The sequence below is a fragment of the Pseudonocardia nigra genome (assembly GCF_019396355.1).
GTDB lineage: Bacteria > Actinomycetota > Actinomycetes > Mycobacteriales > Pseudonocardiaceae > Pseudonocardia > Pseudonocardia nigra.
The window spans coordinates 1-19,740 of sequence record NZ_JAHKRK010000145.1 but is presented as its reverse complement, the minus strand read 5'-3'; the positions used below and the strand labels follow the sequence as shown (position 1 = coordinate 19,740).

The window sequence follows — 19,740 nt, the reverse complement described above, 5'->3', positions numbered from 1 at the left end:
AGCTCGGCGAGCGTGTCCGCGGCCCAATACCAGCCATAAGTCGCCTCGCCCACCACCTCCGGGGCCTCACCGGCGCGGGCCATCACCTGCCGCAGGAACTCCCGGTCGTTGGAGATCCGCACCGTCTCCAACCGCTCGCCCGGACTCGGTCATCCGCACCAGCACCGACCGCCGCCGATGCAGATCGATCCCGACAATCTGCCGTCCCGCGTACTGTTCGCTCACAAGGGACCTCCTCGAACCGTGCGACGTGCGCACCCCGAGCATGAGCCGGGAGTCACGAGGAGCGGAGGCCCCGCTCCTTCATCACATCAGGAAAGCCGCGTTGCTGACGCTGAGCGACCGGAACGTGGCTTTCCTGACACTTGGCGGGTGCGGACCGGAACGAATCGGGCGAACCGCGCGTTGATGATCACGTGACGACCCCGACGCCGGCCGGCACCGGGGCCCGGCCACCGGTGCGACCGCTGCCCCTGGAGCTACCCGGACGCACGCTGCTGCTCGTCGCCGGGATGCCGGGTGCGGGCAAGTCCACGCTGCTCGCGGGCCTGCCACCGGTCCACGGCGTGGCCGTTGTCGACTCCGAGACCCACCGGGCCGCGCTGCGCAGGCTGCTCCCGGCCGCTGTCCCCTACGACTGGTACCGCCCCCTGGTGCACCTGCTGCACCGGCTCGCGGTCGTGTTCGCCGCCGTGTCGCCGGCTCCGATCGTGGTGGCGCACCTGCCCGCCACCGACGCCCGCACCCGGACCGCCGTCGCCCGCCTCGCCGCCCTCACCGGCCGCGCCGCACACCTGCTGTGGCTCGACGTCGACCCGGAGGAGGCGCGGCGCGGGCAGCGCGAGCGCGGCCGGATGGTCCCCGAGCCGTCCTTCGCCCGGCACGCCGAGCGCGCGACGCGCACCTCGGCCCTGCTCCGGGAGGGCCCGCCGCCGGGCTGGCACAGCGCCACCGTGCTCGACCGGGCCGCGGCCCGGGCCGGGGTGCAGCTGCAGATCACCAGCGGGGCGCACGGCGGCGCGAGGCACAAGTAGGCTGGGCCGGGTGTTCGACACCCTCTCCGAGCGCCTCAGCGGCACCCTGGCCAACCTGCGTGGCAAGGGGCGCCTCTCCGACGCCGACATCGACGCCACCGCACGCGAGATCCGCATCGCGCTGCTGGAGGCCGACGTCGCGCTGCCGGTGGTCCGCGGCTTCATCGCGCGGGTCAAGGAGCGGGCCAAGGGCGCCGAGGTCTCGCAGGCCCTGAACCCGGCCCAGCAGGTCGTCAAGATCGTTAACGAGGAGCTCGTCGGGGTACTCGGCGGCGAGACCCGGCGGATCGCGCTGGCCAAGGAACCGCCGAGCGTGGTCATGCTCGCCGGTCTGCAGGGCTCCGGTAAGACCACCCTCGCCGGGAAGCTCGCCCACTGGCTCAAGGGCCAGGGGCACACCCCGCTGCTCGTGGCGTGCGACCTGCAGCGGCCCAACGCCGTCAACCAGCTGCAGATCGTCGGCGAGCGGGCCGGCGTCACGACCTTCGCCCCGGAGCCGGGCAACGGGGTGGGCGACCCGGTCGACGTCGCCCGCCGCGGCGTGCAGCACGCGCGCGACAAGATGTACGACATCGTCATCGTCGACACCGCGGGCCGCCTGGGCGTCGACGAGGAGCTGATGCGCCAGGCCGCCGACATCCGCGACGCGGTGCGGCCCGACGAGACGCTGTTCGTCGTCGACGCCATGATCGGTCAGGACGCCGTGGCCACCGCCGAGGCGTTCCGCGACGGCGTCGGCTTCACCGGCGTGGTGCTCACCAAGCTCGACGGCGACGCCCGCGGTGGTGCCGCGCTGAGCGTCCGCGAGGTCACCGGGCAGCCGATCCTCTTCGCCTCCAGCGGCGAGAAGCTCGCCGACTTCGACGTCTTCCACCCCGACCGGATGGCCAGCCGCATCCTCGGGATGGGCGACCTGCTCACGCTCATCGAGCAGGCCGAGAGTGCTTTCGACCGGGAGCAGACGGACAAGGCCGTCGCGAAGATGTCCACGGGCGAGCTCTCGCTGGAGGACTTCCTCGAGCAGATGCTGGCCGTGCGGAAGATGGGCTCGATCGGCAACATCCTCGGGATGCTGCCGGGGGCCAACGCGGGGCAGATGAAGGAGGCGCTGGCCCAGGTCGACGACAAGCACCTCGACCGGCTGCAGGCGATCATCCGCGGCATGACCCCGGCCGAGCGGGCCGACCCGAAGATCATCAACGGGTCCCGGCGGCTGCGCATCGCCAACGGGTCCGGGGTGTCGGTCAGCGACGTGAACGAGCTGGTCAACCGCTTCTTCGAGGCCCGCAAGGTGATGAAGCAGATGGCCGGCCAGTTCGGCTTCGGCAGCCGCAGCGCCACGAAGAAGCAGGCCAAGAGCCGCAAGGGCAAGAAGGGCGGCAAGGCGAAGGGCCGCGGTCCCACGCCGACGCGCGCGGGCGCGCAGCCCCCCGGGTTCGGGGGCGGCGGGATGCCGGACCTGTCCGGGCTGCCGCCGTCGCTGCGCGAGCTGCCGCCGGGGCTCGACCAGCTGCCGCCGGGCTTCGACCCGAACAAGCTCAAGTTCCCGAAGGGGAAGTAGGAGCGTGTACCGGCTTCGCGGGGTGGTGCTGCCCGACGAACGGGCCACCGAGCTCTACATCGACGACTCCGGCGTGCTCGTCGAGGAGCCCATCGCCGGGGCGGAGACGCTGATCGACGGTGGGTGGATCCTGCCGGGCCTGGTCGACGCGCACTGCCACGTCGGGTTGGGCCAGTCGGGCCCGGTGGACCTCGAGGAGGCCGACGCGCAGGCCCGCGTCGACCGCGACGCGGGCGCGCTGCTGATCCGCGACTGCGGCTCGCCGATCGACACGAGTGCCCTGCAGGCCCGGCACGACCTGCCGGAGATCATCCGGGCGGGTCGGCACGTGGCCCGGCCGAAGCGGTACATCCCGGGGCTCGCCGCCGAGCTCGACGATCCCGCGCTGCTGCCCGAGGTCGTCGTCGAGCAGGCCGCGGCGGGGGACGGCTGGGTGAAGCTGGTCGGCGACTGGATCGACCGCGGCGCAGGCGACCTCGCCCCGCTGTGGCCCGACGACGTGCTCGCCGCGGCGATCGACGCCGCACACGCGGCTGGCGCCCGCGTCACGGCGCACGTGTTCGGCACCGACGCGCTCCCCGGGCTGATCCATGCGGGCATCGACTGCATCGAGCACGGCACGGGGCTCACCGACGACCTGATCGCGGAGATGGCCCGCCGCGGCACCTCGCTCGTGCCCACGCTGATCAACGTGGAGAACTTCCCGGGCATCGCCGACTTGGCGAGCAAGTATCCGAGCTACGCCGCGCACATACGGGAGCTGTACGCGGGTGCGCACGGGGTGGTGCGCAAGGCGGTCGAGGCCGGGGTCCCGGTGTTCGCCGGCACCGATGCCGGCGGCGGGATCGTGCACGGTCGCATCGCCGACGAGATCGCCGCCCTGCACGGCGCCGGGCTCGCCGCCGCCGACGCGCTCGGAGCGGCGAGCTGGGCGGCCCGCACCTGGCTGGGGCGCCCCGACCTGCACCCCGGCGCCCGGGCCGACCTGGTGGTCTACCGCTCCGATCCGCGGGCCGACCTGTCCGTCCTGCGTGACCCCGCCCTCGTCGTGCTGCGCGGGCGGCCCGTCCACGCGGGCGCCTGATCGTCGCGGCCGGTAGCGTCGGCCGCGTGGGAGCAGCGCACGGAGACGGCAGGCCCGACGAGGAACGCGCCGGCCCCACCGGCATGCCGTCCGCACCGCGCCCCCGGGAAGCGGCGCACACGGCCGGTGACGCCGGCGCGGCCACCAATGGGGCCACCCCGGGCGCCGGCGGATCGGGACCGGCCGCCCGGGACACCGCTGCCCCGGACACCGCTGTCCCGGACACCGCTGCCCCGGGCGTTGCTGCCCCGAACGGCGCCGCCTGGCCGCAGCCCGGCCCGGCCTCGCCCGTGCCCCTCACCGCGTGGCCTGCGGCCCCGGCCGGCGATCCGGCTGCCGGGATGTACCCGCAGCCGACGTACCCGCTCCAGCAGGCGCCCGCGCCGTCCGCCCCGGCCCCGAAGCCCCCGCACAAGTGGGGTCTGGGCGCCTACCTCGTCGTCGAGGTGGTGTTCCTCCTCGCGTCCTTCGTCGTCGGCCGCTTCCTGCTCTCCGACGTCCCGACGGCGGGGCAGCTCGCCGTCGCCGTCGGCCTGCCCACCGTGCTCGCGGCGGCTACCGCGCTGCTGATCACCCGGCTGCGCGGCAACGGGCCGCTCATCGACCTCGGCCTGGAGTGGTCGTGGCGGGACCTCGGGCTCGGGCTCGCCTTCGGTTTCGGCGGCCTGGCGCTGACCATCCCGGCGTCGATCATCTACGTCGCCATCGTGGGCGCGGACACGACGTCCGCCGTGGGGGAGGTCTTCGGCGGCCTCACGGCGGCGCCCGCGATGGCCGTCGTCGTGTTCCTCATCGTGGTGTTCGTCGCACCGCTGTGCGAGGAGATCGTCTACCGCGGGCTGCTGTGGGGCGGCGTCGAGCGGCTCGGGGGGCGCTGGGTGGCTTTCGGCGTCACCACGCTGCTGTTCGCGCTGGCCCACTTCGAGTTCACGCGGACACCGCTGCTCTTCGTGGTGGCGATCCCGATCGCGGTGGCCCGGCTCTACACCGGGCGGCTGCTCGCCAGCATCGTCGCCCACCAGGTCAACAACCTGCTGCCCGGCATCGCCCTGCTGCTCGGCCTCCTCGGCGTCGTCCCGCTCGCCTGACCGACGGGGTGCGGCGAGGGCCCGCGGCGTCTGGCAGAATGGCGGACCGGCCCCGCGGCTGGCCCTCTACCGTGCCGCGGCCACCACACGCCGAGGCAAGCGCAGCCCGTAACCCCACGCGAGCCGCGCGGACTCACCCGAAGCACCACGATCCGCGAGGAGCAGTAACCAGCGTGGCCGTCAAGATCAAGCTGATGAGGCTGGGCAAGATCCGTCAGCCGTACTACCGCATCGTCGTCGCCGACGCCCGCAGCCGCCGCAGCGGCCGGGCCATCGAGACGATCGGCAAGTACCACCCGAAGAACGAGCCGAGCCTGATCGAGGTCGACTCGGACCGGGCGCAGTACTGGCTCGGTGTGGGCGCGCAGCCCACGGAGCCCGTGCAGCACCTGCTGGAGATCACCGGCGACTGGCAGAAGTTCAAGGGTCTCCCGGGCGCCGAGGGCACCCTGAAGCCGCAGCCGGAGAAGGTCGACAAGCTCGCCCGCTTCAACGCGGCACTCGCTGCCGCCGGCGAGGAGCCCACCACCGAGGCCACCACGCCCAAGAAGAAGGGCGACCGCCGCCCCAAGGCCGACGCCGCCGAGGGTGAGGGCGCCGAGGCCGGCGAGGCATGACCGTCCTCGCGGACGCCCTGGAGCACCTCGTCCGGGGCATCGTCGATCACCCGGACGACGTCCAGGTGGAGATGGTCACCACGCGCCGGGGCCGCACCCTCGAGGTCCGGGTGCACCCCGAGGACCTCGGCAAGGTGATCGGACGCGGCGGCCGCACCGCCACCGCGCTGCGCACCGTCGTGGGCGGCATCGGCGGTCGGGGTGTGCGGGTCGATGTCGTCGACACCGACCGGTAGCACCGAATATCTCGTCGGGATCGCCGTGCGGGCCCATGGCCTGCGCGGCGAACTCGTCGTCGAGGTGCACACCGATTCCCCCGACGAGCGGTTCGCCCCCGGCGCCGCCCTCATCGCGCAGCGCCCGGGCGCTCCCGCCGCCACGTTGACCGTCGAGTCGGCCCGGCCGCACTCCGGCCGGATGCTCGTGCGGTTCGTCGAGGCGCCCGACCGCGACGCCGCCGAGGCCCTGCGGGGCACCCGGCTGCTCGTCGCGGCCGACGCGCTCACCGCGCCCGCCGACGCCGAGGAGTTCCACGTCCACCAGCTCGAGGGCCTGCGGGCCGAGCTGGAGGACGGTTCCGTCGTCGGCACCGTCCGCGAGGTCGTGCACGGACCCGGCGGCGAGCTGCTCGCCCTCGCGCGGCCGGAGGGCCCCGACGCGCTCGTCCCGTTCGTCACGGTCATCGTCCCGACCGTTGATCTCGACGGGGGGCGTGTCGTGCTCACCCCGCCCGAGGGCCTGCTCGACGTCTGATCAGGCCGGCGCACCGGCGACGGCGCGCTCGGGCCGCAGCAGCTCCTGCAGCACGCGCGGCGGCGCGGACTCGTCCCCGCCGCGCCACGCCACCACGTCGTCGGGCCGCAGCAGCAGCGCCTGCCCCGGCGGGAGGAAGTCGGCGTCGATGCGACGCACCGGGAGCGGCACCGGGGCCTTGGCCGCGGCAGGCGCCCACCGCGCCGGGTCGTCGGCCACCACCAGTGCCCAGCCGGGGCCGCCGAGGTCCAGCGTCGACCGCGTCCGCGCGGCGTCGAGCCACACGTGCGGCACCCGCGTGCCGACGCGTCCGGCGGGCGCAAACTCCCGCACCGGCTCGACGTCGTGCTCGTCGGCGGGGGAGCGGCGCAGCGCGCCCGTCCGGTACTGGAAGCCACCCGCGGCGAGCACAAACGGGTGCGCGAGGTCGGGGTCCGGGGCGGCCCCTGGGTCGAGCGTCCGCCGCGCCGACTGGTCGGCGACGAACCACCCCGCCGGCCGCCGCTCGGCCTCGTAGCTGTCGAGCAGGGTGGGATCCGCGGTGCCCGCGAGGACCGCGGCGAGCTTCCAGCCCAGGTCGTGCGCATCCGCGATCCCGGTGTTCGCGCCGCTCGCCGCGAACGGCGGCATCACGTGGGCCGCGTCCCCGGCGAGGTGCACGCGGCCCGCCGAGTAGCGGTCGGCGACCAGCATCTCGGCCTGCCACGGCAGGACGCTCCGCACCTCGAGGTCGGGTGCGGGAACGCCGAGTACGGTGCGCAGCAGCGCAGGCCAGTCCCGGTCGGTCGCGTTCCCCGACGTCATGAAGACCCAGCGGGACTGCCCGTCCACGGAGGCGAGCGCGCCGGGTGCATCGGGATGCTCGATCCGGCACAGGTTGAACTCGCGCGGCCGCGCACGACGTCGGCGAGATCGGCCTGGAAGTAGACGTTCACGCTCGGGTCGCCGATAGCGCCTCGCCCGGAGCGGGCGATGCCGAGCGCGACGCGCACCGGGCTGCGCGCCCCGTCGGCGGCCACCAGGTAGGAGGCGTGGATTTGGCCGTCGACGTCGCCGCGGTGGTCCCGCAGATCGGCGACGACGGCATCGTCGTCCTGGTCGAACGCCGTGAGCGCGGTGCCGAACCGCACGTCGGCCCCCGCGTCCTCGGCGGCGCGGCGCAGCACCGGTTCGAGCACGTCCTGCGCCACCAGGCAGGGCAGTTCCGGGCTGACCTCGGGAAACGGTTCGTCCGCAGGCGCCGGTCGCCACAGCGGAAGCTGCTCGGCCTCGGCCAGGGTGCGACCCGCGGCCATGTGGTCGTGCGCGGCGAGGTCGCGAGCGGGGTCGCGCACGGCGTCCGCCAGCCCGAGCTCGCGGAAGACCTCGAGGCTGCGCACGTGGAACCGGCGCGCCTTCGGCTGTGGCGAGGTGGCGGCCCGGCGCTCGACCAGCGTGACGTCGACGCCGTGGTGGCGCAGGACAAGGGCGGTGGCGAGGCCGACGAGGCCGCCGCCGGCAACGAGTACCTGAACGGTGCGTGTACTATGTACATTCCATGATGTACCTAGTACACATAACGGTACGATGTCGCAATGCCTCCCGCGTCCGAAGATCGATCCGCGCCCACCGGGCTCGTGTGGTTCGACCCACCTCCGCGGACGGCCGAGCGGTTCAGTCGGGAGATGATCGTCACGGCGGCCGTCGAGCTGGCCGACGAGGACGTGCGTGGCGAGGTGACGATGCGGGCGGTCGCGGCGCGGGTCGGCGCGCGCACCCCGATGTCGCTGTACCGGTACGTCGGCAACAAGGACGGGCTCGTCGACCTCATGCTCGACGAGGTGTACGGCGAGATCGTCGTGCCGGAGCCGGGGGACTGGCGGGCGTGCCTGCGCGAGCTGGGCAGCTCGGGGTGGGAGGCGGTCCAGCGGCACCCCTGGTTCGCGCGCCTGTCGTTCAGCCGGCCGCCGCTCGGGCCGCACGCGCTCGCGATGTACGACAGATCCCTCGCCGCGCTGGACGGGCTCGGGCTCGACGCCGCGACGCGGATGGGCTTCGTCGGCACGGTGCTGGGGCACGTCCTCTCGTCCGGGTTGGCGCTGCTGGAGGAGCGGGCGATGCGGGAGCGGGCCGGGCTGCGGACCGACGGCGAGCTCACCGAGGCCGTCCGGCCGTACCTGGACCGGATCGCCCGCGAGGGGCGCCATCCCCACTTCTCCCGATGGGCCGCCGATCCCGCCCGCTTGGAGCCTGCACCGCAGTCGTTCGAGCAGGTCCTGGAGTGGTTGCTGGACGGGCTGGAGCGCAGTGTCAACCGAGGTTGACAGGTGAACGTGTGTCAACGTAAGTTGACGACATGAGTGATGCCACGAAGGTCGCGGCAGCGGCCTCGAGCCGGGATCCTGCGGTCGGGCTGGCGGCGGTCGCGTCGCTGCGCGGGCTGCTCGAGTCGCTCGAGGAGCTGCAGGTCACGAACGCGCGCGCCCAGGGCTGGTCCTGGCAGCAGATCGCCGAGGCGCTGAACGTCAGCAGGCAGGCCGTGCACAAGAAGTACCGCCGGTTCGGGTTCTGAGGGGGCGACATGTTCGAACGATTCACCGGGAAGCGCGCGAGGTCGTGGTCCTCGCGCAGGAGCAGGCCCGCGAGCGCGGCGCCGGGACGATCCGGACGGAGCACCTGCTCGCGGCGCTGTACGCGGTGCCGGACAACCTGGCCCTCACGGTGCTCGAGGGGCACGGCGTCCGCCGGGAGGACGTGGAGGCCGACATCGACCGCCTCCGCGGGGCGGGCCCGGGCCCGTCCGACGCGGAGGCGCTGGCGACGCTGGGTATCGACCTCGACGAGGTGCGCCGTCAGGCCGAGGAGGCGTTCGGGCCCGGGGCCCTGGACCGGACGCGCGCGTCGCTGGGCCGCGAGGGGAAGCGTCGCAGTGGGCACATCCGCTTCGAGCGCACCACGAAGAAGGCACTGGAGCTGGCGCTGCGCGAGGCGGTCTGGCTCAAGCACAACTACATCGGCACCGAACACCTGCTGCTCGGGCTGCTCAGCGCCGACGGCGGGGCGGCCCACCACATCCTGCACGCCCGCGGGGTGCGCCTGGACTCGGCGCGAGTCATCGTGGAGGAGCTGGTGCGCGGCCGCCGCAAGGCGGGCTGACCCCGCCTGGAAACATTCCCCGGCGTGCGGATCGACGTCGTCACCATCTTCCCGGGCTATCTCGCGCCGCTGCGTGAGGCGCTGCTGGGCAAGGCCATCGCGGCCGGGCTGATGGACCTCGCCGTGCACAACCTGCGGGACTGGACCCACGACGTCCACCAGGCCGTCGACGACGCCCCGTACGGCGGCGGTCCGGGCATGGTGATGCGTCCGCAGGTGTGGGGCGAGGCCCTCGACGACGTGCTCGCCGAGGGCGGGCCGGCCCGACTCGTCGTGCCGACGCCGGCCGGCCGCCCGTTCACTCAGGCCACGGCCCAGGATTGGGTGCGCGAGCCGCGGCTGGTGTTCGCCTGCGGCCGGTACGAGGGCATCGACCAGCGCGTGGTCGACGACGCCGCCGCCCGGATGCCGGTGGACGAGGTGAGCATCGGCGACTACGTGCTCGTCGGCGGCGAGGTGGCCGTCATGGTCATGGTCGAGGCGGTGGTCCGGCTGCTGCCGGGCGTGCTCGGCAACCCGGCGTCGGCGGAGCAGGACTCGTTCTCCGACGGCCTGCTCGAGGGGCCGGCCTACACGCGCCCGGAGACGTGGCGCGGGCGGGCCGTCCCGGAGGTGCTGCGGAGCGGCAACCACGCCGCGATCGCCCGCTGGCGCCGCGACCGCGCACTCGAGCGCACCGCGCAACGGCGTCCGGACCTGCTCGCGGCGCTGCCCGAGGACGCCCTGGACAAGGCCGACCGCGCGTTCCTCGCCGGCATCCGGGACGGGTGAGTGCAGCCCGCCCGATCGCGTCTGGCACTATGGAGCAGTTGCCAGCGCCTGACGGCCTGCCGGCGTCGCCCCGACTTGATGGATCGGCGCTCCCGCACGAACGCTTACACGTACCGAGGACGGATCTTCGCGATGAACACCCTGGACGCACTGGACGCACAGCTGCTGCGCTCCGACATCCCTGCCTTCCGGCCGGGCGACACGCTCAAGGTGCACGTGAAGGTCATCGAGGGCAACCGCTCCCGTGTCCAGGTGTTCCAGGGTGTCGTCATCCGCCGCCAGGGCTCCGGCGCCCGCGAGACCTTCACGGTCCGCAAGGTGTCGTTCGGCGTCGGCGTGGAGCGCACGTTCCCGGTGCACTCGCCGAACATCGACAAGATCGAGCTGTTCACCCGCGGCGATGTCCGCCGGGCGAAGCTTTACTACCTCCGTGAGCTGCGCGGCAAGGCCGCGAAGATCAAGGAGAAGCGCGAGACCACATCCGCGTCCTGACGCCTCCAGGCGCGTTTCCCGTAGCCTCGTGGGTGTGGCCCTCCCCGAGCTCCCCGACGACCGGCGGGCGGCGCCCCGGCGGTACGCCCCGGCGGACCGGCCGGTGACCGCCGTGGAGCCGGGCTCGCTCCCGCCGGGCCCACGACGCGGCGGGCAGGCGCAGCCACCACCTCCCGGCCCCGGAACGGGAAACGGCCGTCCGGTGCCGCCACCGAACGGGGCCGGCCCCGTCGGGCCCAAGCCGCCGAACGGACTGCGCCCGCTCGGCCCGCCGGTGCCCCCGTCGGCGGGTCCCGTTCCGCCGCCGCGCCGCCCGGTCCCGCCGCCCCGCTCCGGCCCGAACGGCCGGCGCGTGCCCCCGCGGCGCCCCGATCCGGCCGACGACGAGCCCACGGTCGTGCACAACGACCTCTCCGGCGCGGTCGAGCAGGCGGACGAGGCGTCCGACGAGGCCGGCATCTCGGACGTCCCCGGCAGGCACCGGCGCCGTGCGGGTGCCTCGCCCGAGGGCAGGCCGGCGGCCGAGTACCGCAAGGAGTTCGAGGCGAGCGGCCGCAAGGCCCGCCCCGGACGCCGCAGGCGGCCCACGTTCTGGAAGGAACTGCCGCTGCTCGTCGTGGTGGCGCTGGTGCTCACCTTCCTCATCCAGACGTTCCTGGCCAAGGTCTACGTGATCCCGTCGGGATCGATGGAGACCACGCTGCACGGCTGCACCGGCTGCAACAACGACCGGGTGCTCGTCGACAAGGTCACCTACCGGTTCGGGGAGCCGCAGCCCGGCGATGTCGTGGTGTTCCGCGGCCCGGAGAGCTGGAGCAGCGAGATCAGGGTCGAGGAGCCCACCAGCCCGCTGGCCCGCGGCCTGCAGCAGTTCGGCTCCCTGATCGGGCTCGCGCCGCCCGACGAGAAGGACTTCGTCAAGCGGGTCATCGCCGTCGGCGGGCAGACCGTGCAGTGCTGCGACACCTACAACCGGGTGCTCGTCGACGGCGAGCCGCTCGAGGAGCCCTACATCTACTACCTGCCCCAGGCCGGGCCGGCCAAGCAGGCCCCGTTCGGTCCGGTCACCGTGCCCGAGGGGCACCTGTGGATGATGGGTGACAGCCGCAACAACTCGGCCGACTCGCGGGTGCCGGGCCACGGCGCCGTGCCGGTGGAGAACGTGATCGGCAAGGCCCGCCTGATCGTGCTGCCGTTCCCGCGCTTCGGCTGGATCGAGTCGACCAACCCGCAGACCACCGCCGTAGGGATGGCTTCCGCCGACGGGGCGGACGCGCCGCTCGCGCTGGGGCTGGTCGGGGCGTTGCCGCTGGCCCTCGGCAGCCGTCGGCGCATCGCCCGCTGCGACGCCGAGCTCCACGAATTCCTGCCGGGGCACCCGCGCCGCTGACCGGCCGCCCGGCTACGGTTTCCCCGATGTCCGCTCGTCCCGTGCCAGCCCGTCGCCGCCCCTCCGGGCGCCGTCCGGTGCGGCCCACCCTGCCCCCCGAGCTGCGCCCGGCGCGGGCCGTGGTGCGCCGGTCCGGCAGCTGGACGCTGCAGAGCACGCTGCACCGCCACGGCCTCGGGCCGGTGGCGGGGGTCGACGAGGCCGGGCGCGGGGCGTGCGCGGGTCCGCTGGTCGTGGCCGCGTGCGTGCTGCGGCCCGGCGACGCCAAGCGCCTGGACGGACTCACCGACTCCAAGCTCCTCACCGCCGCCGCCCGCGAGGAGTACTACCGGCTCGTGCTGCGGTGGGCGCAGGACCACGCGGTGGTCGTCATCCCGCCGGAGGAGGTCGACCGGCGTGGTGTCCACGTGGCCAACGTGGAGGGCATGCGCCGCGCCGTTGCCGGGCTGTCGGCCCCGCCCGGGTACGTGCTCACGGACGGGTTCGCGGTACGCGGCTTCGGCACCCCCGCGCTCGCCGTGCAGAAGGGCGACCAGGTGGCGGCGTGCGTCGCGGCCGCGTCGGTGCTGGCGAAGGTCACCCGGGACCGGATCATGGTCGAGCTCGACCGGGAGTTCCCGCAGTACGGGTTCGCCGAGCACAAGGGCTACTGCACGCCGGTGCACGACGAGGCGATGCTCCTGCACGGGCCGAGCCGGGTGCACCGCTACTCGTTCGTGAACGTGCGGGCGGCGCGCGACGGGGTGCGCATCGAGGACGTTCCCGATGCGGGCCCGGAGGACGCTCTGGTCCACAATGGGGCGCTCACCGTCGGGGCGTCCGAGGTGGGTGTCGAAGGAGGGATCGAACCGTGAGCGCCGAGGATCTCGAGAAGTACGAGACCGAGATGGAGCTCACGCTCTACAAGGAGTACCGGGACATCGTGTCCCAGTTCTCCTTCGTGGTGGAGACGGAGCGCAGGTTCTACCTCGCCAACTCGGTCGACGTCGCCGCGCGCAACGCCGACGGGGAGATCTACTTCGAGGTCCGGATGTCCGACGCGTGGGTGTGGGACATGTACCGGCCCGCCCGGTTCGTGAAGAACGTCCGGGTGCTGACGTTCAAGGACGTCAACGTCGAGGAGCTGGACAAGCCCGACCTGCGGCTGCCGGAGGGCAACCAGTTCGGGTCCTGACCGGCGGTTACAGGTGCTGAGGCCTCTACACCCTCGCGCCGACAGTTCCCCCGGAACCGCGCCGGGCAGCGGCGAGTTGTCCCCATCGCCCTCGGTCCGTCCACAGTTTCCCGATCCTCCCTCCCACCGGCCCTCCCGCCGCCATCGTGGTGCGCATGGCAGCGAAGGACGTGCTCGGCCGCCGCGGTGAGGACCTCGCGGCGCGATACCTGGAGCGGCAGGGACTGGTGGTCCTGTCCCGCAACTGGCGATGTCGCCACGGCGAGCTGGACGTGGTGGCCACCGATGCCTGGCAGCTCGTGGTCTGCGAGGTCAAGACCCGCTCCGGCACCCGGTTCGGCGGGCCGGCCGAGGCGGTCGACCGGCGCAAGGCCGCCCGGATCCGGCGGGTCACCCAGGCCTGGCTCGCCGCGCACCACGTGCGCTGGTGCGAGATCCGGTTCGACGTGCTGGCGGTGGTGGCCGAACCGCACGGGCCGGTCACGGTCCAGCACTTCGAGGCGGCATTCTGATGGGCCTCGCGCGCACGTGGGCGGTGGCCCTGCTCGGCGTCGAGGGCCACGTCGTCGAGATCGAGGCCGACGTCGGCGGTGGTCTGCCCGGTGTCCACATCGTCGGCCTGCCGGACGCCGCACTGCACGAGTCGAAGGACAGGGTGCGGGCCGCGATCGTCAACTGCGAGCGGGACTGGCCCAACGAACGCATCGTGCTGGCGTTGTCCCCGGCCACGCTGCGCAAGGCGGGCAGCGGCTTCGACCTCGCGCTGGCGGTGGGCATCCTCGCCGCCAAGGAGCTCATACCCCAGGAGGTGCTGAACGGCACCGTGCTGCTGGGGGAACTCGCCCTCGACGGCAGACTGCGGCCCGTGCGCGGCGTGCTGCCGTGCCTGCTCGCCGCGCGGGCCGCGGGGATGCGCCGGGTCGTCATCCCGGAGGCCGCGCTCGACGAGGCGGCCCTCGTCGGCGGGGTGGAGGTGTTCGGCGCGTCGACGCTGCCCGAGGTACTCGGGTTCCTCATGGGCGATGTGAAGCTGCGCAGGCCCGGAACGCCCACCGACCGCGAGGGGCCGGAACCGCCCGACCTCGCCGACGTGGTCGGTCAGGACGACGCCCGGCACGCCCTGGAGATCGCCGCTGCCGGTGGCCACCACCTGTTGTTCGTCGGCCCGCCGGGCACCGGCAAGACGATGCTCGCGCAGCGGTTCGTCGGGCTGCTGCCACGGCTGGCCCCCGACGAGGCGCTCGCGCTCGCCGCGGTGCGGTCGGTGGCGGGCAGGCTGCCGACGGGGGGTGCGCTGAGCACGGTGCCGCCGCTGGTGGCGCCGCACCACTCCAGTTCGATGGCGGCGCTCGTCGGCGGCGGCAGCGGCATCGCCAAACCGGGCGCGGTGTCGCTGGCCCACCGCGGGGTCCTGTTCCTCGACGAGGCGCCGGAGTTCTCCCCCCACCTGCTCGACGCCCTGCGCACGCCGCTGGAGGAGGGGGAGATCCGGTTGGCGCGAGCGGAGGGCTCGGTCTGCTACCCGGCCCGCTTCCAGCTCGTCCTCGCGGCCAACCCGTGCCCGTGCGCGCCGGCGCACGACCGCGACTGCGTCTGCCCGTCCCTGGTGCGCCGCCGCTACCTCGGGAGGCTGTCGGGGCCGCTGCTCGACCGCGTCGACCTGCGGGCCCGGATGTTCCCGGTCACCGCGCTCGCCGCTCCGGTCGAGACCGGCGAGAGCACCGCCATCGTGCGCGCACGGGTGCAGGCGGCGCGGGCGGCCGCGGCCGCCCGGTGGGCGGGGCAGGGCTGGCGCACCAACGCCGAGGTCCCCGGACCGGTGCTGCGCACCCGGTTCGCGCTGCCGCGCAACGTGGTGCGGCCACTCGACGCCGCGCTGCGGGCAGGCGAGCTCACCGCCCGCGGAGCCGACCGCGCCCTCCGGGTGGCGTGGACCCTGGCCGACCTCGCCGGCCGCGACCGGCCCGACCAGGAGTTGGTCGACATGGCCTTGTTCTTCCGGGATCGGAGGGCGGCATGAGCACCGAGGCGCGACCGGCGGAATCACCGGCGGGGACACCGGCGGGGACAAGTCCGGTGTCCGAGGAGGTGCTGCTGGCCAGGGCGTACCTGTCCCGGGTGGTCGAGCCGCCCGCGCCGGGGCTGGCGCAGCTCGTCGCCGCGGTGGGTCCCGTCGAGGCCGCCCAGCGGGTACGCGCCGGGCGGGTGGACGAGCAGGTGGCGGGGGAGACCGGCGCCCGGCGCACCGTCGACCGCGCCGCGGCCGACCTCGCCGCCGCCCGCACCGCCGGCTCACGGCTGCTCACGCCCGAGCACGACGAGTGGCCGGCGTGGCCGTTCGCGGCGTTCGCGATCACCGGGGTGCGTGAGCTCGCGCCGCCGCTCGCGCTGTGGGTCCGTGGCCCCGGGCGGCTCGCCGCACTGTGCGAGCGGGCGGTCGGGGTGGTCGGCGCCCGGGCCGCCACCAGCTACGGGATGCACGTGGCGGGGGAGCTGTCGGCCGGCATGGCCGACCGCGGGTTCACCGTCGTCTCCGGTGCGGCGATCGGGATCGACGGGGCCGCCCACCGCGGTGCCCTCGCCGTCGACGGCGCCACCGTCGCGGTCCTCGCGTGCGGTGTCGACCGTGCCTACCCGGCCGCGCACCAGGCCCTGCTCGAGCGGATCGCGGCCACCGGGCTCGTCGTCAGCGAGTACCCGCCCGGCTGCGTCCCCGGCCGCCACCGGTTCCTCGTCCGCAACCGCCTGATCGCCGGGATGTCGGAGGGCACGCTGGTGGTCGAGGCCGGCCTGCGCAGCGGCGCGCAACGCACCGCAGCCGACGCCGCGGCTCTCGGGAGGCTGGTGCTGGCCGTTCCCGGACCGGTCACGTCCGGGCTCTCGGCGGGCTGCCACCGCCTGATCCGCGACGGCGCGCTCCTCGTCACCCGCACCGAGGAGGTGCTGGAGGCCGTCGGACGGCTGGGTCTCGACCTGGCCGACACGCCCACGTCCGACGTCGGCCGCCCCACCGACGCACTCGATCCCGTCGCCGCATTGGTCCACGATGCGCTCCCGACCAGGACACCGCGCGACACCCGCTGGCTCGCGATGGAGGCGGCCTCGGCGCCGTGCGCGTGGCGCTCGTCGACCTGGAACGTCGCGGCCTCGTCGAACACCGCGACGGCCGCTGGCGCCGCGTCCCGGCCGGGAGCAGGCCGTGACCACCGGCGCGTGCGCTCCCGACGGTCGCACGACCCGGCACGCGGGCCGGTCCCCTCCGTCGGGGCCGGCATCTCCGGTCGGAGGCGTCCACAGCGCGAGACGGAGCGGACTGCGTCGCGCGGTGAGCGGTACGGAAGGCGATCGCCCGCCGCGCGGTGGCGAGGACCGGCGCCGGGTGCGCGTGCAACGGCGGCGCGCGGCGCGGGTGCTTGACCCGGTGACACGCCCGCCGCACCGTCGGAGGATGCCCCCGTCCCCGGAGCTCGCGCCCGCTGTCGCCGCCGCGCTGGAGGCGTTCCTGCGCCACCTCGAGCTGGAGCGGGGGCGGTCGGCGCAGACCGTCCGGGCCTACCGGAGCGACCTGCTCGGGCTGCTCGCGGGTCTGCCCGACCTCGCCGTGCTCGACCTCGCGGTACTGCGCCGCTGGCTCGCCGACGGTCACGCGGCGGGCGCAGCCCGGTCGACGCTGGCCCGGCGGGCGGCCGCCGCCCGCACCTTCACCGCGTGGCTGCGCCACACCGAGCGGCTCGAGAACGATCCGGGGGCACGGCTGGCCTCGCCGCGGCCCCGGACGGCGCTCCCCGAAGTGCCGACGGCGGCGGAGGCCGCCGCGCTGTTCCAGGCGGCGGGCTCCGGGGCCGCAGAGGGGGAGCCGGTCGCCCTGCGCGACCTGCTGGTGCTCGAACTGCTCTACGCCACCGGGGTCCGGGTCTCGGAGCTGTGCGGGCTCGACCTCGACGACGTCGACGCCGAGCGGCGGGCGCTGCGCGTGGTCGGCAAGGGCGACCGGGAGCGCATCGTCGTCTACGGTGTGCCCGCCGCAGCCGCCCTGCGCCGCTGGCTCGACACCGGACGGCCGGCCCTGGTCCGGCCGGGCTCGCCACCCGCGCTCCTGCTCGGCGCGCGCGGGGGCCGGCTCGACCCCCGGGTCGTGCGGTCCGTGGTGCACCGGGCCATGGCCGCGGTGCCCGGCGCACCGGACGTCGGGCCGCACGGACTGCGCCACGCGGCCGCCACGCACATGGTCGAGGGCGGCGCAGACCTCCGTTACGTACAGGAGTTGCTCGGTCACGCTAAGCTAGCAACCACTCAGCTCTACACGCATGTGACGGTCGAGCGGTTGAAGGTGGTCCATGAGCAGGCGCATCCCAGGGCATGACCTGGTCCTGGTCGAATCCGCGCAGCTCAGGAGGGCCCGAGGGTCGGTCGTGTCGGCGCCGGTCCGCCTTGCGCCGCCCCCGCCCGCCGGGGAGGTCGCGCCGCCCGACCCGGTCGTCGGGGTCGGGCCGGCGCCGGCCGTCCAGTGGGACGCGGCCGTCGGCCAGCCCGCAGGCGTGGAGCGCGCCGGGCGCGTCGAACCGGCCCCGGTCGCGGACCTGTGGGCGAGCTTCCTCGCCGCGCGCAGCCGCATTCTGCGCGACCGCCTCGTCGTGCATTACACGCCGCTGGTCCGGGCCGTCGCCCACCGGATGGCCGCCGGGTTGCCGTCCTACGTCGAGCAGGGCGACCTGGTGCAGTCGGGTGTGTTCGGGCTGATCGACGCGGTCGAGCGGTTCGACCCGCAGCGGTGCCCGCGCTTCGAGACCTACGCGACCCAGCGGATCCGCGGCGCGATCATCGACGAGCTCCGCGCGCAGGACTGGGTGCCGCGGAGCGTGCGCGGGCGGGTTCGGGAGCTCGAGCGGGCCCAGGAGCGGCTCGAGGGCCGGCTGCTCCGGGTAGCCACCGAGCGGGAGCTCGCCGACGAGCTCGGCGTGCCGCTGCACGAGCTCCGGACGCTGACACGGCACGTGCAGCTGGTGAGCGTCGAGGCGCTGGACGAGGGCAGCGGCGGGGTGTCGGAGCTCCTCGCCGACGACCACACCCCCGACCCGATGGCGGTGGTGCAGGCGCACGAGACGTTGCGGCAGCTCGCGGTCGCCGTGGCGCAGCTCGGCGAGCGGGACCGCACGGTGGTGCGGCTGTACTACCTGGAGAACCGCACCCTCGCCGAGATCGGCCGCCTGCTCGGGGTCACGGAGTCGCGGGTGTGCCAACTGCACACCCGGCTCGTCGGACGCCTGCGCGGCCGGCTGGAGGAGCTCGCGGCGGGGTGATCCCCGCCGTCGCCATGACGGCGGCGACGGCCGCGCCACCGCCGCTCACGTTCCGGCCCCGGCGGTCAGCGGCCAGGGATCCGGCACCGGCAGCAGCCGCACCCGCGGCGGGCGCAGCAGCGCCAGCGGGTCGAGGTACTCCGTGCGGTCCCGGCGCACACCCCAGTGCAGGCACGCCTCCGCCGGGCAGCCGGGGTGACCCGGACGGAGCACGCCGATGACCGCGCCCGCCGGCACGACCGCGCCGGCCGCCACGGCGGGCAGCACCGGTTCGTAGGTGCTGCGCAGGCCGTCGTCGTGCTGCACGGACACGACGTGGCGCCCACCGACGGGGCCGGCGAACACGACCGTGCCGGCGCGGGCTGCGAGGACCGGCTGCCCGGGCGACCCCGTCAGGTCCACGCCGCGATGCCCTGGTCCGTAGGGATGGGCCGGGGCGCGGAACGGCGCGGCGACGACGGGCACGGGCAGGAGCGGCCAGGCGTAGCCGGCACCGGGGGCCGGCACCCCCGCCCCGGGCGGTGGCGCCGGCCCCTCGAGCGGCGGCTGGTCGCCCGGCGTCCGCCCGCCCTCCCGGCCGGCGGAGGGGTCGGCTCCGGGCGACCCGATGTCGGGTGCCTGCTCCTCGGGCGGGGCAGGTCCGGGCGGGGCGGACCCGGGCCGGCCGCAGAGCGGCACGAGGTCGGGGCACGCGACGCCGGGCTGCGGTGACGGGCTCGGTGCAGGGCGGGACGGTTCCGCCGGGACGCCCGCTCCACCCTCCGCCGGCACGGCCGTGCCGCCCGCTCGGGGCTGCGCGGCGGCAGAGGGGGCGGTCGTCGTAGGTCCTGCGGGCCCTGACGCACCGGACGGAGCCGCACGGTCCCGGACGTCCGCGGACGGGGCGCGACCGCCTTCTGTCGGCGCCGGCGCGGGGCCCGGGAGCTGGGACGGGGTCGCGCTCGGAGGTGACCGCAGTGCAGCGGACGAGGGCGGGGACGGGACGGGCAGGCCCGGCGGGGTACCGGATCCTGGCGAAGCCGGCGGGGACGGCGCGGAGTCCGGCGCCGGGGGCTCCGTCGGCGCCGCCCCCGTCGGCGCCGCCCCGGCGGAGATGGGTGCGGCCGGCGCGGTCTCGGGCAGCAGGGCAGCGGAAGGACGCTCTCCGGCGGCCCGAGGAGGTGGCTCCGCGGGCGGCGGAGCCGGGCCGCCCTGCGTCGGTCCGGGCCGTGCCGCCGGCTGCCCCTCCACGGTGCTCGCCGGGCCCACGGGGGCGAGCAGCACCGCCGACGACAGCACCATCAGGACGGCCACCACGGCGCCGACGGGCGCCACCGTCGCGCGGCCCCGCCGGCGGTGGGG

General features: G+C 74.9%; 23 protein-coding genes. 20 read left to right on the top strand and 3 right to left on the bottom strand.

From position 1 onward, the window contains the following. Nucleotides 1-416 precede the first annotated feature (416 nt). From KME75_RS27845 to rimM, 7 genes are all read left to right on the top strand, one after another. Complete coding sequence (locus KME75_RS27845) at nucleotides 417-1,034, top strand: AAA family ATPase (RefSeq protein ID WP_308283144.1); 618 nt, start codon at nucleotides 417-419, stop codon at nucleotides 1,032-1,034. Nucleotides 1,035-1,044: 10 nt separating this feature from the next. Then, a complete protein-coding gene (gene ffh, locus KME75_RS27840; protein WP_219417853.1) occupies nucleotides 1,045-2,595 on the top strand; it encodes a signal recognition particle protein in 1,551 nt (516 codons plus the stop codon). 4 nt (nucleotides 2,596-2,599) lie between these two features. Further along, the gene (locus KME75_RS27835) at nucleotides 2,600-3,679 is read left to right on the top strand and encodes an amidohydrolase family protein (protein WP_219417852.1); all 1,080 of its coding nucleotides are present in this window, start codon (nucleotides 2,600-2,602) and stop codon (nucleotides 3,677-3,679) included. A 26-nt stretch (nucleotides 3,680-3,705) separates the two neighbouring features. Next, nucleotides 3,706-4,767, top strand: a complete 1,062-nt coding sequence (locus KME75_RS46140) for a CPBP family intramembrane glutamic endopeptidase (protein ID WP_308283142.1) — start codon at nucleotides 3,706-3,708, stop codon at nucleotides 4,765-4,767. A gap of 173 nt (nucleotides 4,768-4,940) precedes the next feature. Next, complete coding sequence (gene rpsP, locus KME75_RS27825) at nucleotides 4,941-5,384, top strand: 30S ribosomal protein S16 (RefSeq protein WP_219417851.1); 444 nt, start codon at nucleotides 4,941-4,943, stop codon at nucleotides 5,382-5,384. Beyond that, complete coding sequence (locus KME75_RS27820) at nucleotides 5,381-5,620, top strand: RNA-binding protein (protein ID WP_219417850.1); 240 nt, start codon at nucleotides 5,381-5,383, stop codon at nucleotides 5,618-5,620. The genes rpsP and KME75_RS27820 overlap by 4 nt, the downstream gene beginning before the upstream one ends. Continuing rightward, on the top strand, nucleotides 5,598-6,137 hold the full coding sequence (rimM, locus tag KME75_RS27815) for a ribosome maturation factor RimM (RefSeq protein WP_219417849.1): 540 nt from the start codon (nucleotides 5,598-5,600) through the stop codon (nucleotides 6,135-6,137). The genes KME75_RS27820 and rimM overlap by 23 nt, the downstream gene beginning before the upstream one ends. On the opposite strand, the gene KME75_RS45195 is transcribed toward rimM, so the two are convergent. Beyond that, on the bottom strand, nucleotides 6,138-6,968 hold the full coding sequence (locus KME75_RS45195; RefSeq protein WP_219417848.1) for an FAD-dependent monooxygenase: 831 nt from the start codon (nucleotides 6,966-6,968) through the stop codon (nucleotides 6,138-6,140). Next, entirely contained in the window at nucleotides 6,938-7,705 is a 768-nt protein-coding gene (locus KME75_RS45190) for an FAD-dependent oxidoreductase (protein WP_308283146.1), read from the bottom strand. The genes KME75_RS45195 and KME75_RS45190 overlap by 31 nt, the downstream gene beginning before the upstream one ends. Nucleotides 7,706-7,711: 6 nt before the next feature. On the opposite strand from KME75_RS45190, the gene KME75_RS27800 reads away from it, so the two are divergent. From KME75_RS27800 to KME75_RS27740, 13 genes are all read left to right on the top strand, one after another. Then, nucleotides 7,712-8,440, top strand: a complete 729-nt coding sequence (locus KME75_RS27800) for a TetR/AcrR family transcriptional regulator C-terminal domain-containing protein (RefSeq protein ID WP_219417847.1) — start codon at nucleotides 7,712-7,714, stop codon at nucleotides 8,438-8,440. Nucleotides 8,441-8,472: 32 nt separating this feature from the next. Next, a complete protein-coding gene (locus tag KME75_RS27795; RefSeq protein ID WP_219417846.1) occupies nucleotides 8,473-8,688 on the top strand; it encodes an Lrp/AsnC family transcriptional regulator in 216 nt (71 codons plus the stop codon). After that, entirely contained in the window at nucleotides 8,607-9,272 is a 666-nt protein-coding gene (locus KME75_RS27790; RefSeq protein ID WP_504739527.1) for a Clp protease N-terminal domain-containing protein, read from the top strand. Before KME75_RS27795 ends, KME75_RS27790 begins: the two co-directional genes overlap by 82 nt. A gap of 24 nt (nucleotides 9,273-9,296) precedes the next feature. Then, nucleotides 9,297-10,043, top strand: coding sequence for a tRNA (guanosine(37)-N1)-methyltransferase TrmD (gene trmD / locus KME75_RS27785; RefSeq protein ID WP_219417844.1), 747 nt, complete (start codon nucleotides 9,297-9,299; stop codon nucleotides 10,041-10,043). Nucleotides 10,044-10,175: 132 nt separating this feature from the next. Continuing rightward, complete coding sequence (gene rplS / locus KME75_RS27780) at nucleotides 10,176-10,535, top strand: 50S ribosomal protein L19 (protein ID WP_219417843.1); 360 nt, start codon at nucleotides 10,176-10,178, stop codon at nucleotides 10,533-10,535. Between the two features lie 34 nt (nucleotides 10,536-10,569). Beyond that, on the top strand, nucleotides 10,570-11,925 hold the full coding sequence (lepB, locus tag KME75_RS27775) for a signal peptidase I (protein ID WP_372452682.1): 1,356 nt from the start codon (nucleotides 10,570-10,572) through the stop codon (nucleotides 11,923-11,925). A gap of 26 nt (nucleotides 11,926-11,951) precedes the next feature. Then, entirely contained in the window at nucleotides 11,952-12,779 is an 828-nt protein-coding gene (locus KME75_RS27770; RefSeq protein ID WP_219417841.1) for a ribonuclease HII, read from the top strand. Then, nucleotides 12,776-13,099 carry a DUF2469 domain-containing protein gene (locus KME75_RS27765; RefSeq protein WP_219417840.1) on the top strand — a complete coding sequence of 108 codons (324 nt, stop codon included), beginning with the start codon at nucleotides 12,776-12,778 and terminating at the stop codon, nucleotides 13,097-13,099. The genes KME75_RS27770 and KME75_RS27765 overlap by 4 nt, the downstream gene beginning before the upstream one ends. Before the next feature lie 155 nt (nucleotides 13,100-13,254). Then, nucleotides 13,255-13,611 (top strand): YraN family protein, encoded by a 357-nt coding sequence (locus KME75_RS27760; RefSeq protein WP_219417839.1) that lies wholly within the window; start codon nucleotides 13,255-13,257, stop codon nucleotides 13,609-13,611. Further along, entirely contained in the window at nucleotides 13,611-15,119 is a 1,509-nt protein-coding gene (locus tag KME75_RS27755) for a YifB family Mg chelatase-like AAA ATPase (protein ID WP_219417838.1), read from the top strand. Before KME75_RS27760 ends, KME75_RS27755 begins: the two co-directional genes overlap by 1 nt. A gap of 56 nt (nucleotides 15,120-15,175) precedes the next feature. Further along, on the top strand, nucleotides 15,176-16,516 hold the full coding sequence (dprA, locus tag KME75_RS27750) for a DNA-processing protein DprA (RefSeq protein WP_308283140.1): 1,341 nt from the start codon (nucleotides 15,176-15,178) through the stop codon (nucleotides 16,514-16,516). A 31-nt stretch (nucleotides 16,517-16,547) separates the two neighbouring features. Beyond that, complete coding sequence (locus tag KME75_RS27745; protein ID WP_219417837.1) at nucleotides 16,548-17,462, top strand: tyrosine-type recombinase/integrase; 915 nt, start codon at nucleotides 16,548-16,550, stop codon at nucleotides 17,460-17,462. Further along, the gene (locus tag KME75_RS27740) at nucleotides 17,437-18,399 is read left to right on the top strand and encodes a FliA/WhiG family RNA polymerase sigma factor (protein ID WP_219417836.1); all 963 of its coding nucleotides are present in this window, start codon (nucleotides 17,437-17,439) and stop codon (nucleotides 18,397-18,399) included. The genes KME75_RS27745 and KME75_RS27740 overlap by 26 nt, the downstream gene beginning before the upstream one ends. A gap of 45 nt (nucleotides 18,400-18,444) precedes the next feature. Here KME75_RS27740 and KME75_RS27735 read toward each other — a convergent pair whose 3' ends face one another. Next, nucleotides 18,445-19,077, bottom strand: a complete 633-nt coding sequence (locus tag KME75_RS27735; RefSeq protein ID WP_308283139.1) for a M23 family metallopeptidase — start codon at nucleotides 19,075-19,077, stop codon at nucleotides 18,445-18,447. Between the last annotated feature and the right edge of the window lie 663 nt (nucleotides 19,078-19,740).

Bases quoted from the DNA above. Each gene is read 5' to 3' on its own strand.
- KME75_RS27820 (WP_219417850.1), top strand. From the start codon at position 5,381: ATGACCGTCCTCGCGGACGCCCTGGAGCACCTCGTCCGGGGCATCGTC.
- rimM (WP_219417849.1), top strand. From the start codon at position 5,598: ATGTCGTCGACACCGACCGGTAGCACCGAATATCTCGTCGGGATCGCC.
- KME75_RS27800 (WP_219417847.1), top strand. From the start codon at position 7,712: ATGCCTCCCGCGTCCGAAGATCGATCCGCGCCCACCGGGCTCGTGTGG.
- KME75_RS27795 (WP_219417846.1), top strand. From the start codon at position 8,473: ATGAGTGATGCCACGAAGGTCGCGGCAGCGGCCTCGAGCCGGGATCCT.
- rplS (WP_219417843.1), top strand. From the start codon at position 10,176: ATGAACACCCTGGACGCACTGGACGCACAGCTGCTGCGCTCCGACATC.
- KME75_RS27770 (WP_219417841.1), top strand. From the start codon at position 11,952: ATGTCCGCTCGTCCCGTGCCAGCCCGTCGCCGCCCCTCCGGGCGCCGT.
- KME75_RS27760 (WP_219417839.1), top strand. From the start codon at position 13,255: ATGGCAGCGAAGGACGTGCTCGGCCGCCGCGGTGAGGACCTCGCGGCG.
- KME75_RS27755 (WP_219417838.1), top strand. From the start codon at position 13,611: ATGGGCCTCGCGCGCACGTGGGCGGTGGCCCTGCTCGGCGTCGAGGGC.
- KME75_RS27745 (WP_219417837.1), top strand. From the start codon at position 16,548: ATGCCCCCGTCCCCGGAGCTCGCGCCCGCTGTCGCCGCCGCGCTGGAG.
- KME75_RS27740 (WP_219417836.1), top strand. From the start codon at position 17,437: ATGAGCAGGCGCATCCCAGGGCATGACCTGGTCCTGGTCGAATCCGCG.